The 15,993-nt window shown below is 59.9% G+C and carries 13 protein-coding genes and 1 tRNA gene; 7 read left to right on the top strand and 7 right to left on the bottom strand.

Features of this window, described 5'->3' with window-relative positions:
* Positions 1–47 precede the first annotated feature (47 nt).
* The 5 genes from AB1495_RS04415 to AB1495_RS04395 all read left to right on the top strand — a co-directional run bounded on the left by AB1495_RS04415 (position 48) and on the right by AB1495_RS04395 (position 6,512).
* Entirely contained in the window at positions 48–1,124 is a 1,077-nt protein-coding gene (locus AB1495_RS04415; protein ID WP_005850182.1) for a branched-chain amino acid ABC transporter permease, read from the top strand.
* A gap of 97 nt (positions 1,125–1,221) precedes the next feature.
* On the top strand, positions 1,222–2,502 hold the full coding sequence (locus AB1495_RS04410; protein ID WP_009825439.1) for an ABC transporter substrate-binding protein: 1,281 nt from the start codon (positions 1,222–1,224) through the stop codon (positions 2,500–2,502).
* 76 nt (positions 2,503–2,578) lie between these two features.
* Positions 2,579–3,415, top strand: a complete 837-nt coding sequence (locus AB1495_RS04405; protein WP_037942846.1) for an ABC transporter ATP-binding protein — start codon at positions 2,579–2,581, stop codon at positions 3,413–3,415.
* 63 nt (positions 3,416–3,478) lie between these two features.
* Positions 3,479–4,705 (top strand): phenylacetate--CoA ligase family protein, encoded by a 1,227-nt coding sequence (locus AB1495_RS04400; protein ID WP_074636311.1) that lies wholly within the window; start codon positions 3,479–3,481, stop codon positions 4,703–4,705.
* Between the two features lie 136 nt (positions 4,706–4,841).
* The gene (locus AB1495_RS04395) at positions 4,842–6,512 is read left to right on the top strand and encodes an iron ABC transporter permease (protein WP_074636744.1); all 1,671 of its coding nucleotides are present in this window, start codon (positions 4,842–4,844) and stop codon (positions 6,510–6,512) included.
* 83 nt (positions 6,513–6,595) lie between these two features.
* Here AB1495_RS04395 and AB1495_RS04390 read toward each other — a convergent pair whose 3' ends face one another.
* From AB1495_RS04390 to AB1495_RS04375, 4 genes are all read right to left on the bottom strand, one after another.
* The gene (locus AB1495_RS04390) at positions 6,596–7,612 is read right to left on the bottom strand and encodes a Fe(3+) ABC transporter substrate-binding protein (RefSeq protein ID WP_074636309.1); all 1,017 of its coding nucleotides are present in this window, start codon (positions 7,610–7,612) and stop codon (positions 6,596–6,598) included.
* Between the two features lie 130 nt (positions 7,613–7,742).
* Positions 7,743–8,609 (bottom strand): glutathione-dependent disulfide-bond oxidoreductase, encoded by an 867-nt coding sequence (gene yghU, locus AB1495_RS04385; RefSeq protein ID WP_074636307.1) that lies wholly within the window; start codon positions 8,607–8,609, stop codon positions 7,743–7,745.
* 172 nt (positions 8,610–8,781) lie between these two features.
* A complete protein-coding gene (ykgO, locus tag AB1495_RS04380) occupies positions 8,782–8,907 on the bottom strand; it encodes a type B 50S ribosomal protein L36 (protein ID WP_005850168.1) in 126 nt (41 codons plus the stop codon).
* Between the two features lie 76 nt (positions 8,908–8,983).
* Positions 8,984–9,058, bottom strand: a tRNA-Val gene (locus AB1495_RS04375).
* A gap of 150 nt (positions 9,059–9,208) precedes the next feature.
* Between AB1495_RS04375 and AB1495_RS04370 the strand changes: the two genes are divergently transcribed.
* Positions 9,209–10,069, top strand: coding sequence for an N-formylglutamate amidohydrolase (locus tag AB1495_RS04370; RefSeq protein ID WP_074636305.1), 861 nt, complete (start codon positions 9,209–9,211; stop codon positions 10,067–10,069).
* On the opposite strand, the gene AB1495_RS04365 is transcribed toward AB1495_RS04370, so the two are convergent.
* The 3 genes from AB1495_RS04365 to AB1495_RS04355 form a co-directional block, all read right to left on the bottom strand.
* On the bottom strand, positions 10,070–11,323 hold the full coding sequence (locus AB1495_RS04365; RefSeq protein WP_074636303.1) for a DNA polymerase IV: 1,254 nt from the start codon (positions 11,321–11,323) through the stop codon (positions 10,070–10,072).
* A 323-nt stretch (positions 11,324–11,646) separates the two neighbouring features.
* Positions 11,647–12,336 (bottom strand): orotidine-5'-phosphate decarboxylase, encoded by a 690-nt coding sequence (pyrF, locus tag AB1495_RS04360; RefSeq protein WP_005850154.1) that lies wholly within the window; start codon positions 12,334–12,336, stop codon positions 11,647–11,649.
* A 218-nt stretch (positions 12,337–12,554) separates the two neighbouring features.
* Complete coding sequence (locus AB1495_RS04355) at positions 12,555–12,869, bottom strand: hypothetical protein (RefSeq protein ID WP_005850153.1); 315 nt, start codon at positions 12,867–12,869, stop codon at positions 12,555–12,557.
* A gap of 417 nt (positions 12,870–13,286) precedes the next feature.
* On the opposite strand from AB1495_RS04355, the gene clpB reads away from it, so the two are divergent.
* Positions 13,287–15,902 (top strand): ATP-dependent chaperone ClpB, encoded by a 2,616-nt coding sequence (gene clpB, locus AB1495_RS04350; protein WP_074636301.1) that lies wholly within the window; start codon positions 13,287–13,289, stop codon positions 15,900–15,902.
* Positions 15,903–15,993: the final 91 nt, after the last annotated feature.

Here is a 15,993-nt window from a genome sequence, read left to right as displayed (position 1 = left end):
CCCCGGAACCCAGGATTTAAAACCATTTGGAACGGGGGGAGCAACTGATGTTCTATCGTGAAGCCGGGGATTTCAGCGCCTCATACGAAGAAGACAGCCAGACGTTTCCGATCAAGTTCGACCGGTATCGCTATTATCTGGTGTTGTTCATCGCCATTGCCGTGATCCCGTTTGTGATCAATGACTATTGGGTGAACTCACTGTTCCTGCCGTTCCTGATCTACGCCATCGCGGCGATCGGGCTGAACATTCTGGTGGGCTATTGCGGGCAGGTGAGCTTGGGGACCGGTGGCTTTATGGCCGTGGGGGCCTATGCCTGCTACAAATTCATGACCGCCTTTCCTGACGTGAGCATGCTGGTGCATGTGTTGCTGTCGGGGCTGGTGACCGCCGGTGTCGGTGTGTTGTTCGGCCTGCCATCGCTGCGGATCAAAGGGTTCTATCTGGCCGTGGCAACGCTGGCGGCGCAGTTCTTTCTGGTCTGGCTGTTCAACCGTGTGCCGTGGTTCTACAACTACTCTGCCTCGGGCCAGATCAGCGCGCCGGAGCGGACATTCTTCGGAATCGAGATCACCGGACCGAATACGCAGGCCTGGGCGACCTATCTGTTCTGCCTGATGTTCGTGATCTTCAGCGCCTATGTGGCACGCAACCTGACCCGTGGGTCGGTGGGGCGCAAATGGATGGCGATCCGTGATATGGACATCGCGGCCGAGATCATCGGGGTAAACCCGCTGCGGGCGAAACTGACGGCCTTTGCGGTCAGCTCTTTCTTCATCGGCATCTCGGGGGCGTTGTTCTTTGCGGTCTATCTGGGTGCGGTCGAAGTGGGCGAGGCCTTTGGCATCCAGAAATCGTTCCTTGTGCTCTTTATGATCATCATCGGCGGGCTGGGATCGATCTTTGGCAGCTTTGCCGGGGCCGCGTTCCTTGTGCTCTTGCCGGTTGCGTTGAAAATCGTGGGCGTGGACTGGTTCGGCTGGCCGACGGATATCGTGGCGCATCTGCAGCTTGTGATCGTGGGCGGGTTGATCATCATCTTCCTGATCGCGGAACCGCATGGGCTGGCCCAGTTGTGGCGCGTCGCCAAGGAAAAACTGAGATTGTGGCCCTTCCCGCACTAGGGAAGGACGCATGGCCGGGGGGAGGAGACCCAAGGCCGAAGAAGAGACGACCGGGACAACCCGGCAAGATCGGATACATCCAAGGGAGGAAACACCGATGAAACTGAAGATGACTACGTTGGCGCTTGGCGCTGCTCTGGCTGCGGGCCCCGCAATGGCAGAGCTTGTATTCCCGTCGCTCAGCTATCGCACGGGCCCTTATGCGGCAAACGGGATTCCCTTTGCCGACGGCTATGCGGATTACTTCACGCTGCTGAACGAACGTGATGGCGGTATCGGTGGCGAACCGATCCGGATGATCGAATGTGAAACCGGCTATAACACCGAAAAGGGTGTGGAATGCTATGAAAGCACCAAGGGCGAAGGCGCGCTGGTCTATCAACCGCTGTCCACCGGCATCACCTATCAGCTGATCCCCAAAGCGACGGCAGATGGCATCCCTGTCCACTCCATGGGGTATGGCCGGACATCCGCCAAAGACGGGTCGGTGTTCAAGAATATCTTCAACTACCCCACCAACTACTGGGACGGCGCTTCGGTCGCGATCAAGCACCTGCTGGATCTGAACGGTGGCAGCCTTGAAGGTAAGAAGATCGCGCTGGTCTATCACAACTCTGCCTACGGCAAAGAGCCGATCCGCACCCTGGAAGAACTGGGCAAAAAGCACGGGTTCGAACTTTCGCTGTTGCCCGTTGACCACCCCGGTCAGGAACAGAAATCCCAGTGGTTGCAGATCCGTCGTGAAAAGCCGGACAATGTGATCATGTACGGTTGGGGTGTGATGAACCAGGTCGCCGTGCAGGAAGCCGCGAACATCCGCTATCCGATGGATCAGTTCATCGGCATCTGGTGGTCCGGTTCCGAGAACGACGTGCGTCCAGCGGGTGACAAAGCCAATGGCTACAAGGCGCTGACGTTCCACAACGTGGGCGACGACTTCCCCGTGTTCGACGACATCCAGAAGTATGTTGTTGATACTGGCAAGGCCGCAGGTGCGGGCGACCAGATCGGGACCGCTTTGTATAACCGTGGCCTTTACGCCGCGATGCTGGCTGCCGAAGCTGCCAAAACGGCGCAGGGTATCCATGACACCAAGGCGCTGACACCGGCGCAGATGCGTGACGGCATGGAAGCACTGGAAATCACCGAAGCCAAGATGGCGGATCTGGGTCTGCCGAACTTTGGGCCAGAGTTCACGGTGTCTTGTGAAAACCACGGCGGTAACGGCTATGGTGCTGTGGCGCAGTGGGATGCTGCTGCCGACAGCTGGAGCCTGATCACCGACTACATCCAGTCGGACCAAGACGTGCTGGCCCCGCTGATAACCGAAGATGCGCAGGCCTTTGCCGCGGAATCCGGTATCGAACCCAGCTGCTAAGCGCAGCCCTTGAACAAGGGCGCGGCGGCATTGTTGCCGCGCCCGACCCCCACGCCACCTAGTGAAAGAGACACCCATGCTGGATGCCACCCCAACGCCCGACGCGCAGGTCGAGACCCTTCTTGAGGTCAATAATATCGAGGTGATCTATAACTCGGTCATTCTGGTGCTGAAGGGCGTGAGCCTGAAGGTGCCCAAGGGCGGTATCACGGCCCTGTTGGGCGGCAATGGCGCGGGCAAGACCACGACGCTCAAGGCGATTTCCAACCTGCTGCATTCCGAACGGGGTGAGGTCACCAAAGGGTCGATCAAATATCGCAATGATCCGGTGCACAAGCTCGACCCCGCAGAGATGGTGAAACGCGGTGTCGTGCAGGTGATGGAGGGACGGCATTGCTTTGAACACCTCACCATCGAAGAGAACCTGTTGACCGGTGCCTATACCCGCAGTGACGGCAAGGCGGCGATCGCCCGTGATCTGGAAATGGTGTACGACTATTTCCCACGGCTGCGCGAACGGCGCAAATCGCAGGCGGGCTATACCTCGGGCGGGGAACAGCAGATGTGCGCCATTGGTCGCGCCCTGATGTCGCGCCCTGAAACGATCCTGCTGGACGAGCCATCGATGGGTCTTGCGCCGCAGTTGGTCGAACAGATTTTCGAGATCGTCAAATCGGTGAATGAAAACGAAGGCGTGACATTCCTGCTGGCCGAACAGAACACCAACGTTGCCCTGCGCTTTGCGCACTACGGCTATATTCTGGAATCCGGTCGCGTCGTGATGGACGGCCCTGCCGCCGACCTGCGCGAGAACCAGGACGTCAAGGAATTCTACCTTGGCATGTCGGATGAGGGGCGCAAGTCTTTCCGCGATGTCCGCAGCTATCGGCGCCGCAAACGCTGGCTCAGCTGATCCAGCGCACGGCCCACGAGTTTTCCATTTCCTGACCACCCAGATGAATTGCGAGTAAGCGACATGGCACAGACGTCCTATTTTGACAGCCTAGAGACCCGCAGCCCCGAGACACGGGCGGCCGATCTTGCCCGGACCTTGCCCGCGCAGATCGCACGGGCGCAGGCGCTGCCGGGCTATGCCGGATCGTTGGACGGGATCGCGCCAGACACGATCACCAATGTCGAGGCGCTGGCCGCGCTGCCGGTTCTGCGCAAATCCGAGATCGGGAAACAGCAGGCGCAGTCGGCCCCCTTTGGCGGTTTCACCACCAAACCCGCCCATGCGTTCACCCATATCTTCCAGTCTCCCGGTCCGATCTATGAACCCTCCTCCGACGCGCCGGACTGGTGGCGCATGGGGCGGTTCCTGCATGCGGTGGGGATTGGCGAGGGCGACATCGTCCAGAACTGTTTTGGCTATCACCTGACACCTGCGGGCATGATCTTTGAATCCGGGGCGCGGGCTGTGGGGGCGGCGGTGCTGCCGGCGGGCACCGGGCAGACCGAACTGCAGGTCATTGCCGCGCGCGATATCGGCACGACCGCCTATGCTGGCACGCCGGATTACCTCAAGATCATTCTCGAAAAAGCGGATGAGATGGGGGTGACCCTTGGCATCACCAAGGCTGCCGTTGGCGGGGGCGCGCTGTTCCCGTCCTTGCGCGACTATTACGCAGAGCGGGGGATCACCTGTTTGCAAAGCTATGCGACGGCGGATCTGGGCAATATCGCCTACGAAAGCCCCGCCGCCGAAGGTATGATCGTGGACGAGAATGTAATCATCGAGATCGTGACCCCCGGCACCGGCACCCCCGTCGCTTCGGGCGAGGTGGGCGAGGTTGTCGTGACCACCTTGAACCCCGACTATCCGCTGATCCGTTTCGCCACAGGGGACCTGAGCGCCGTGCTGCCGGGGGCGTCTCCTTGCGGGCGGACCAATATGCGCATCAAGGGCTGGATGGGCCGTGCGGATCAGACCACCAAGATCAAGGGCATGTTCGTACGCCCCGAACAGGTCGCGGCGCTTGTTGCTAATCACCCCGAGGTCACGAAGGCCCGCGTGGTGGCAAGCCGTGCGAATGAACAGGACGTCATGACTGTGCATCTTGAGACGACGGGTGATGACGCGGACAGCTACGGTGCCTCTGTTGCCGCGCTTCTCAAGCTGAAGGGCAAGGTCGTGCTGGCCGCGCCGGGCAGCCTGCCCAACGACGGATTGGTGATCGAAGACCAGCGTAGCTATGACTGACCCGTGCTGAAGGCACGCATCCTGACACGGGAGATTCTGCTGCAAAGGCAGGATCACGCCCTTGCACCTGCGCGCAGCGCTACAATTTTCAGTCATCCCGCTGGTATTTCCGACTGAATTAGTCGAAACCGATCGCATGACGACACAGGATATCAATACAAGCCCCGCCGCCGTGAAAAGATCGCGGGACGGCGTGCGTTTGCTGGCGGGGGTTGCGGTCGCGATTGCGGCGACCTGTGCCTTGCCGATGGTTGCCGTTTTGCTGGCCGCGCTGGTCGGGGGCACCGAGACCGTGCGCCACCTGATCGATACGGTGCTGCTGGGGTACGCGGGCACCACCGTTCTGTTGGTCGCAATGGTGGCCACGGGCACCTTTGCCTTGGGCGTGGGGACCGCGTGGCTGGTGACCATGACCCGCTTCCCCGGTGCCCGCATGCTTGAAATCGCGCTGGTGCTGCCGCTGGCTTTTCCCGCCTATGTGCTGGCCTATGCCTACACGCATATCCTTGACCACCCCGGAATCGTGCAAACGGTGCTGCGTGACGTCACGGGCTGGGGGCCGCGCGACTACTGGTTCCCGGAAATCCGGTCCCTTGGGGGCGCGGCCTTGATGCTGGTGCTGGTGCTTTATCCCTACGTCTACCTCTTGGCGCGCGCCGCGTTCTTGCAGCAATCCGCCACGACGTTTCTGGCAGCACGTGCCTTGGGTAGCAGTGCCTGGGCGGCCTTCTTCAAGGTGAGCCTGCCGCTGGCCCGCCCGGCGATTGCCGCAGGTGTTCTGCTGACCGTAATGGAGACGATCGCTGATTTCGGCACCGTCGCCTATTTCAGTGTGCAGACTTTTGCGACAGGGATATACACCAGCTGGTTTTCCCTGTTCGACCGCGCTGGTGCGGCCCAGCTTGCACTGTGTTTGCTCAGTTTTGCGCTGTTGCTCGCGATGCTGGAGCGTATCCAGCGCGGCAAGGCGCAATACCACGATCCGGCGCGTCGTGCCGTGGCGATGCCGCCCGCGCAGCTTAAGGGATGGCAGGCCGCCGCCGCGATGCTGGCCTGCGGTGTTCCCGTTATCTTTGGGGCGATCCTGCCGGTGATCGTGCTGATCTGGATGGGCATCGGGTCAGAGCAAGACCTGCTGAGCCCGCGCTATCTGGGCTTCATCCGCAACTCTGCCACGCTGGCGGGGGTGGCGGCGGTGCTGACCGTTGCCGCTGCGGTCTGCGTGGGGTTCTTCCAGCGGTTGCGTCCGGGCAAGCTGTCCTTCGGTGCGGGCTATATCGCGCGGTTGGGCTATGCGGTGCCGGGCGGGGTGATTGCCGTGGGGCTGATGGTGCCCTTTGCGACTTTTGATAACCAGCTTGATGCCTGGATGCGCAGCACTTTCGACATATCGACCGGGCTGCTGGTCACCGGGTCGATCTGGCTGCTTGTCGCCGCCTATATGGTACGCTTCCTTGCGGCGGCTCTGGGGGCGTATGAGGGCGGGCAGGCGATGGTGCATGCCAATATGGACTCTGCCGCACGGTCATTGGGGGAAACCCCTGTGGGCACGCTGCGCCGTGTGCATCTACCGATCCTGTCGCCAAGCCTGCTGACCGCGCTGCTGATCGTTTTCGTCGATGTGATGAAAGAGCTGCCTGCAACGCTAATCATGCGGCCGTTCAACTACGACACGCTGGCAGTACAGGCCTACCGGCTGGCAAGCGACGAGCGGCTGGACGGGGCGGCGGTGCCAAGCCTTGTGATCGTGGCAATGGGGTTGCTCCCCGTGATCCTGATCTGCCGTCAGGTCGGGCGGCAGAAATAAACATTTCCCTTTGCGCATGAAAAAACCGCACCGGCCCAGGGCGATGCGGTTCAATGTCGTGTCTCTGCCGTGGCAGGCTGGGATTATTCCCAGCCAACCGCGTTAAAGATTTTCTGTGCTGTGGGGATGTTCTTGGCCACTTCGGACAGGTTCACCTCGTCTGCTTTGAATTCGCCAAGCTTCTCGACCGAGTCCGCAAGCTCTACGCCTTCGACGGCGGGGAATTCGTCGTTCCCTGCAGAGAAGTAGGACTGCGCGCTGTCGGAGGACAGATACTCGAGGAACTTGACCGCATTGTCACGGTTTGGCGCATTGGCTGCAACACCGGCACCCGACAGGTTCATATGCGCGCCGTTGCCTTCCTGGTCGGGGAACACCAGACCGATTTTATCCAGATCGGCGCTCAGCCCGTCTACTTCGGTGCGGATGGCACGGGCAAAGTAGTAGGAGTTCGAGACGGAGATTTCGCATTCGCCCGATACCAGACCGCGCAGCTGGTCGGTGTCACCGCCCTGTGGTGCACGTGCCATGTTGTTCACAACGCCCTGTGCCCATTCGGTGGCTTTCTCTTCACCGTGGTGCGTGACCAACGCCGCCAGCAGGGTCTGGTTGTAGGAGTTGGTGGAGGAACGGATGCAGACCTGACCTTCATAGGCAGGATCGGCAAGATCCAGATAGTTCTGTGGCGGGTTGTCTACAGCGTCCTTGCTGTAAAAGATGATCCGCGCGCGCTGCGAAAAGCCGAACCAGTCGTTGTCGGCGTCTTGCAGGTTGCTGGGGATACGCTCTTCGAGGATGTCGCTGTCAACGGATTGCAGCAGGCCCATTTCCTTGGCGCGGCTCAGGCGGCTGGTGTCGACGGTGATCAGAACGTCCGCGGGGGAGTTCGCACCCTCGGCTTCCATACGCGCCAGCAGCTCGTCTGCTTTGCCTTCGATGCGGTTGATGGTGATGCCGGTCTGCTCGGTAAAGTCGGAATACAGACGTTCGTCTGTGTCGTAGTGACGCGAGGAGTAGAGGTTCAGCTGCCCTTCGGCCATTGCTGGCATCGCAACTGTGGCCATCAAGGCGGCCGTGAAAGCGGATTTCGTCAGAGTCATCAGGTGACCTCCATCTGTGTAAAACTTATAAAAAGAGTAAGAAACAGATTTGAGGGCTGATATCAAGGAATACTTGAGTGAATTAATAGGACAAGCGTCTTGCCGCGTGGGGGCGGCAAGACGCGCGGGATTAGTCGCCGATTTTGTCCTGAGTCTTTGTATCAAAATCGCTGGCATCGTGCCGTTCGTGCAGCTGCATTTCGGGCTCGCCGAAGGCGCGGTTGACCATGCGGCCCCGTTGCACGGCAGGGCGGGCGTCGATCTTCTTGGCCCATTTCATCAGGTTTTCGTAGGAGTCCACATTCAGGAACTCTGCCGCGTCATAGAGACGGCCCAGAACCAGCTGCCCGTACCATGCCCAGATCGCCATATCCGCGATCGAATATTCGCCCGCCATGTATTCGTTATCGGCAAGGTGACGATCGAGCACGTCAAGCTGGCGCTTGGTCTCCATCGCGAAACGGTCGATGCAGTACTTAATTTTGACCGGCGCATAGGCGTAGAAATGGCCAAAGCCGCCGCCAAGATAGGGCGCGCTGCCCATTTGCCAGAACAGCCACGACATACATTCGGTGCGCTGGCTTGGGTCTTTGGGGATGAATTCCCCGAATTTCTCGGCCAGATGCAGCATGATCGATCCGGATTCAAACAGGCGCTGCGGCGCGTCGCCGGACCGGTCCATCATCGCGGGAATTTTGGAGTTCGGGTTGATGTCGACAAAGCCGGATCCGAATTGATCCCCTTCGCCGATGTTGATCAGCCACGCGTCATATTCGGCACCCTTGTGCCCGGCGGCCAGTAGTTCTTCCAGCAGCACGGTGACTTTGACGCCATTGGGCGTCGCGAGGGAGTAAAGCTGATAGGGATGTTTGCCGACCGGCAGCTCTTTGTCTGCGGTGGGGCCTGCGATGGGGCGGTTGATATTGGCGAATTTACCGCCATTGCCGGGTTCCCACTCCCATACGGCGGGTGGGGTGTAGTCGGGCAGATCGGTCATGAGATCCCTTTCAGTTCGTCTGATGAAGTCTGAAGAGAACCTAAGCGGTATTGGGGGGATCGCAAGAGGTCAGCACAGATTGGCTGGGACAGGGGGGAGGCGCGGTTGACGGCGGCCCAAACGAAAAAAGCCGCCCCAGAAGGAGCGGCCTTTAATCAAATGCGCGCGAAGCTTAACCCTGACGGGCTTTGAAACGGCGCTGCGTTTTGTTGATTACGTAAACGCGGCCTTTGCGACGCACAACGCGGCAGTCACGGTGCCGGTTCTTGAGCGAGCGGAGCGAATTGCGAACCTTCATGGTCGTTCTCCTGTGTCGTGGCGCGGGCCAGCGCCGGGTTGCGGGCAGTTCAGCGAATGCTGAACCATGAATTAGGTGGTGGGCGATACTGGGATCGAACCAGTGACCCCTTCGATGTCAACGAAGTGCTCTACCGCTGAGCTAATCACCCCCTATGTAGCACGAAATTTGCACCCCAAACCAAATCGGGGCGCGAGATATTCGCGCCGGTAGCGGGGTCTATAAATAGAGTCGGAGGCATGATCAAGGGGTTTTGGCTTTGTAAAAACATGCGCTATGATCATTCTTGAAAGGTGCAACAATGCCACACATCGCCTACGAAGTCGTTCGCCCCGATCAAGCCCGTTCCTGCGCGGTGTTTGCATCCCCTCATTCAGGGCGGAATTACAGCTTTTCCTTCCTGCGGTCCACGGTGTTGGACGGGCATAGTATACGCTCGTCAGAGGACGCGTTTGTTGACCTTTTGTTTAATTCTGCCCCCCATTTCGGGGCTCCGTTTCTGATGGCGGGGGCCCCTCGTGCGTTCCTTGATCTGAACCGGTCCCGAGACGAGCTTGACCCGGCCCTGATCGAAGGGGTTCGGCGGCAGGCGCATAACCCGCGGGTTGCCTCCGGATTGGGGGTTATTCCGCGTGTCGTGGCAAACGGGCGGTCGATTTATCAGGGCAAATTAACGCTTGATGAAGCACGGGCGCGAATCGCCACCTATTGGGTGCCGTACCACGATATGTTGCAAAGCCTGCTGAACGACGCGCGGGCGGATCACGGGCAGGCGATCTTGGTGGATTGCCATTCGATGCCGCATGAGGCGATGGATGGCGTCGCGCGTATGGGATTGAAACGGCCTGAAGTGGTCTTGGGTGACCGGTTCGGTGCGGCAGCCAGCAGCGATGTTGTGGATCAGATAGAGGCCGCTTTCGTCAAGGCAGGGTTCACTGTCACACGCAATACGCCGTTTGCGGGGGCCTATATCACCCAAGCTTACGGTCGTCCGGCACGGGGGCAGCACGCGGTACAGGTCGAATTGGACCGGTCGATGTATATGAACGAATCTCTGGTGCGCCCCAACGGTGATTTCGAGGATGTGCAAAAAGCGCTTCGCGGCGTTGTGGCAGAGATTGCGCGGATCCGTCCAGAAAGCCTCGCCCTTGCGGCGGAGTGATCAGCGCAGCGCACGCCCCTTGACGATTGCCTTGTCCCCGAACCGGTTGCGGATGGCATCTGTTGCCCGCTCTGCCTGACCCCGGCGGGCGGCATCCGGGTCCAGCAGGTCGCCCGCGGTATCGGCACCGTCAGCCGCGCTCAGGTCCGAAATGCCACACCCGAGCAGCCGGAAAGGCCCCGGTTCACCAAGCTGGTCAAACAGCCCGCGCGCTGTGCGGTAGATGCGGTCGGCCAGTTGCGTCGGGTCATACAGCGACACCCGCCGCGTGATCAGCGAGAAATCGGCCCGTTTGAGCTTGAGCACGACAACGCGGCCGGCAAGGTCTTTGGCCTTGGCGCGGTCCGCCACCTTTTGCGCCATGCGCCACAGATGCCCGTCCAGCAGGTCAGGGTCGGAGGTGTCTTCGTTGAAGGTGGTTTCGTTGCTGATGGATTTCATCGGTTCATGCGCGGAAACACGGCGGTTGTCTTGGCCGCGTGCCAGATGCCAGAGGCGGTCGCCCATACTGCCGAAACGCGCGATCAGGTCGGTCCTTTCCCATCGCAGCAGGTCCGCGAAGGTCTGGATGCCGGCCTTGTTCAGGGATCCAAGCGTTGCCGCGCCCACGCCCCAGATCATGCTCACCGGTTTGTCGTTCAGAAACCTCTGTGTTTCCTCTTTGCCGATCACTGAAAACCCGTGCGGCTTATCAAGGTCAGAGGCGACTTTGGCCAGAAACTTGTTGTGTGACAGTCCGATAGAGCCGGTCAGCCCCAGTTCGACCTTCATGCGACGCACCAGTCGTGCAAGCATCACGGCAGGGGGTGCCCCGTGCAGCTTGGTTGTGCCGGTCATGTCCAGAAACGCCTCGTCCAGCGACAGCGGCTGCAGGGCGGGGGTGAGCTCTTCCATCATGGCGCGGATCGCGCGGGAGGCTTCGACATATGCATCCATGCGTGGCTTGATGATGATCGCTTCGGGGCAGAGTTTCAGCGCCTGGAACATCGGCATGGCAGACCGGACCCCTTTGATCCGCGCGATATAGCAGGCGGTCGACACGACCCCACGACGTCCGCCCCCGATGATCACGGGCTTGCCATTCAGCGCCGGATTGTCGCGTTTCTCCACGGATGCGTAGAAGGCATCGCAATCCATATGGGCGATGGAAAGGTCGAATAATTCGGGATGCGACGAGATGCGCGGGCTGCCGCAGGCAGAGCACCGGCGCGCGGGCGCGATTTCGGACAGGCAGTCTCGGCAGAGGGCGGGCATGGCGGTCAGGTAGGGTTAAGGGCTGGTTAACGCAAGTCTACCCGATCACACGCGACTTCGCCATGCACATACGTGCAGCGTCGGGTTGAAGGGCGGAAATCGAAAGGGGGGGCAAAGAAAGACCCCCGCCTGAAGCGGGGGGAGGTGACGGACTTCAGGAAGAACCAGTCCGTCGGGGAGTATCACCAAAGTAAGGTTGCCATATGAATGTCATAAAACATACACGGAACTTCCAGTGGCTGGCAGCCAGTTCATGTTTGTTACCGATTTATCACATAGGCGAAAATGCGCTATTTGTTGGGTTTCGCGCATTTTGGCTGCGTTTAGGGCAGCTCTGCCAGCACCGCGCGGGCGGCGGCGGCGGGGTCTTCGGCTTGCCAGATCGGGCGCCCAACGACGATGTGATCCGCCCCGTCCAAGATCGCCTGACCAGGTGTTGCCACGCGTTTCTGGTCGCCAAGGGCCGCCCCGCTTGGTCGCACGCCGGGGGTGACGATCAGCTTGCCGTTCGCCTCGGGTAGGGCACGGATCAGGGCCGCCTCTTGCGGGGAGGCGATGACGCCGTCAGCACCAGCCTCCAGCGCGCGCCCGGCGCGGGTCTGGACCAGATCGGGGATATCGCCCGACTGGATCATCGCCGCGTCCAGATCGTTACGGTCCAGGGATGTCAGGATGGTCACCGCCAAAATCTTGGTGCGGGATCCCGCGGCCCCTTCCATCGCGGCGCGGACAACATGGGGGTCACCGTGCACGGTCAGAAAATCGAGGTCAAACTGTGCAAGCCCGCGCACCGCTGCTTCGACTGTCGCGCTGATATCGAACAGTTTCATGTCCAGAAAAATGCGTTTGCCGTGTTCCTGAATCAGCTCGTTCGCAAGCGCCAGGCCGCCGCCCGTCAACATGCCCAGACCAATTTTATAAAAACTCACCGCATCGCCGAGCTTTTGGGTCAGTTCAAGGCCGGCAACAGCGTGGGGGACATCAAGGGCAACGATCAGGCGGTCATCTGACATGGGGCGGGCTCCGAAGTGATGAGATTTGGCAAACGCCGGAGGCTTACGGTGTTCGACCTGACATGTCTATGAAAACAGGGTCCGCGCAAAGAAAAAGGCCCGGGCAGCGCAATCGCTGTCCGGGCGAGTATCAGAGACGTGCAGGCAGGCAGTTGTCTCTGGATTGGGCGGGACACGCGCCGGGACGGGCGCGCAGGCAGTTCCGCCGAAACTGTAAATCAGGCGGCGCGAAGGCCGGGAAGGTTGGCGACATGGCGCAACCAGGCTTTTGGGTCGAACCGAGGACGGCCGCTGCGTTGTGCGGGCTTCTGGGCGCGGATCTCGGAATACATGCCGCCGCGGCTCGTATGGCGACGCTCGGCTTGTTTGGTCAGGCCTTTGGCAGCTTGATCAAAGGACATCGTCATCGGCGCGTTGATGGCGCAGGCATATTTGCGGGACCGATCGCCATCGTGGACGGTGACCAAAGCTTCAAAGCATTGCTCTGCCGCGTTGTAGATAACGTCGTTCATCTGGATCTGGCGCGTCTGCATGTTCGTACCTCAAGAATTTGTTGTACTGGTTAAAGTCGGCTCGATTTGTTTTCGTTCATCTGCCAGTACAACGTATGTGTGACTAAATGGTTCCACTGGGGCGCATCCGTCATGTGGATAAATATAAATTTTCGCCTAAAATCAGTCAATTAACATTTTTGTAATTAATTCTTGCCATGAGCGACAAATTGCGAAACTGCATTTTTCTTGTGAGATTCCAATATGTTCGCAATGTGGCGAAATCCCACCAGTCTGACAAATAATCTTAAAAGGTGTATGTTTTCTGTTGACGTATTTGTGAGGCGACTCTCTTGAATCCCTTCCTTCTGTCCCCAAATTCTATCCCGAGGAACACGCCATGATGTGCTGCAAAGCAGGCATCTTCTTTGTGGTCGCTTTAAGAAAAAGGAGAAGCTCATGGACTTGAGCAAGTTCACAGAACGGTCGCGTGGCTTTATTCAGGCTGCGCAAACAATCGCGACGCGTGAAAGCCACCAACGGCTGACGCCGGAGCATTTATTGAAAGCACTGCTGGATGACGACCAAGGGCTGGCGAGCAATCTGATTGCTGCTGCCGGTGGCGATCCTGCACGTGTGGCTGAAACCCTGACGCTGTCTTTGGGCAAGCTGCCCAAGGTGTCGGGCGACGCCGCGCAGGTATACCTTGATAATGCCACCGCAAAGGTGCTGGCCGAAGCAGAGACACTGGCCAAAAAAGCGGGCGACAGCTTTGTGCCGGTCGAACGCGTGCTGATGGCACTCGCGATGGTGAAATCCGGTGCGAAAACCGCGCTGGATGCGGGCAAGGTCACCGCACAGGGGTTGAACGCCGCTATCAATGATATCCGGAAAGGGCGCACGGCTGATACGGCCAGTGCGGAAGACGGGTATGAGGCGCTCAAGAAGTACAGCCTTGATCTGACGGAACGTGCCCGCGAAGGCAAAATCGACCCGATCATCGGTCGGGACGAGGAAATTCGTCGCGCCATGCAGGTGTTGAGCCGCCGTACCAAGAACAACCCGGTGCTGATTGGTGAGCCCGGCGTAGGTAAAACCGCGATTGCCGAGGGGCTCGCCCTGCGGATCGTGGATGGCGATGTGCCTGAATCCCTGCGCAACAAGCGCTTGCTGGCGCTGGACATGGGCGCGCTGATTGCTGGCGCGAAGTATCGTGGCGAGTTCGAAGAACGGTTGAAAGCCGTCTTGACCGAGGTCACCGAAGCCGCGGGCGAGGTGATCCTGTTCATTGACGAGATGCACACGCTGGTTGGTGCCGGTAAGGCGGATGGTGCGATGGACGCGGCCAACCTCATCAAACCGGCTTTGGCACGGGGTGAATTGCACTGCGTTGGTGCGACGACCTTGGACGAATACCGTAAGTATGTCGAAAAAGACGCAGCACTTGCCCGTCGGTTCCAGCCTGTGATGGTCAGCGAACCTACGGTCGAGGATACGGTGTCGATCCTGCGAGGCATTAAGGAGAAGTACGAGCTGCACCATGGTGTGAGGATCAGCGACTCTGCCCTTGTGGCGGCGGCGACCCTGTCGCATCGCTATATCACGGATCGTTTCCTGCCCGACAAGGCAATCGACCTTGTGGACGAGGCCGCGAGCCGTCTGCGGATGGAAGTCGACAGCAAACCGGAAGAGCTGGATGCGCTGGATCGTCAGATCATGCAGCTTCAGATCGAAGCCGAGGCGTTGAAGAAAGAGGACGACGCTGCCAGCAAGGACCGCCTAGACAAGTTGGAGAAAGAGCTGGGGGATCTGCAGGAAAAGGCCGATGCCATGACCGCGCAGTGGCAGGGCGAACGTGATCGCCTTGAGGGCGCGCGCGAGCTGAAAGAGCAGCTGGACCGTGCCCGCGCCGAGCTTGAGATCGCCAAGCGCGAAGGCAACCTCGCCAAAGCGGGGGAGCTTTCCTATGGCGTGATCCCGCAGCTTGAACGCAAACTGGGCGAGGCCGAAGAGAACGAAGCCGACGTGATGGTCGAAGAGGCCGTGCGCCCGGACCAGATCGCCAGCGTCGTCGAACGTTGGACGGGTATCCCCGCGGGTCGTATGCTGGAAGGCGAGCGGGACAAGTTGCTGCGCATGGAAGACCAGTTGCACAACCGTGTCATTGGTCAGAACCTCGCCGTCAAAGCTGTGTCGAACGCGGTGCGCCGTGCGCGTGCTGGCCTGAACGACGAGGCCCGCCCCTTGGGCAGCTTCCTGTTCCTCGGGCCGACTGGTGTCGGTAAGACCGAGCTGACCAAGGCCGTGGCCGAATTCCTGTTCGACGACGAGAACGCGATGGTGCGGATCGACATGTCTGAGTTCATGGAGAAACATGCCGTGGCCCGTCTGATCGGCGCGCCTCCCGGGTATGTTGGCTATGACGAAGGTGGCGTATTGACCGAAGCCGTGCGGCGCAGACCCTATCAGGTCGTGCTGTTCGATGAGGTCGAGAAGGCGCACCCCGACGTGTTCAACGTGTTGCTGCAGGTCTTGGATGATGGTGTACTGACGGATGGTCAGGGCCGTAAGGTCGACTTCAAGCAGACGCTGATCGTGCTGACCAGCAACCTTGGGGCGCAAGCGCTGAGCCAGTTGCCCGAAGGGGGCGACATGGCGCAGGCGAAACGGGATGTGATGGATGCGGTGCGGGCTCACTTCCGCCCCGAGTTCCTGAACCGACTGGATGAAACGGTGATCTTTGACCGCTTGGCACGTGCCGACATGGCGGGGATCGTCGACATTCAGGTGAACCGTCTGCTGAAGCGTCTCGCCGGTCGCAAGATCGGGTTGGAGCTTGACGAAGGCGCGCGCAAGTGGCTCGCCGACGAAGGCTATGATCCGGTGTTCGGGGCGCGTCCGCTGAAGCGGGTGATCCAGCGTGCATTGCAAGACCCGCTGGCCGAGATGATCCTGGCCGGTGACGTGCTGGATGGGGATCTTATCCCGGTGCAGGCTGGTGCCGAAGGGCTGATCATCGGCGACCGCGTGGCTGCCAGCAACCGCGCCAAACCGGACGAAGCGACCGTCCACTAGGTACATAGTATATAGTGTGGTGATGTGATCGGGCAGGGCCGGGGGAAACCTCGGCCCTGTTCGCATGTGTTGCCCTGACATTCCGGTGTGT

The organism is Sulfitobacter pontiacus (genome assembly GCF_040790665.1).
Lineage (GTDB): Bacteria > Pseudomonadota > Alphaproteobacteria > Rhodobacterales > Rhodobacteraceae > Sulfitobacter > Sulfitobacter pontiacus.
This window is presented reverse-complemented; position numbering and strand designations above follow the sequence as displayed.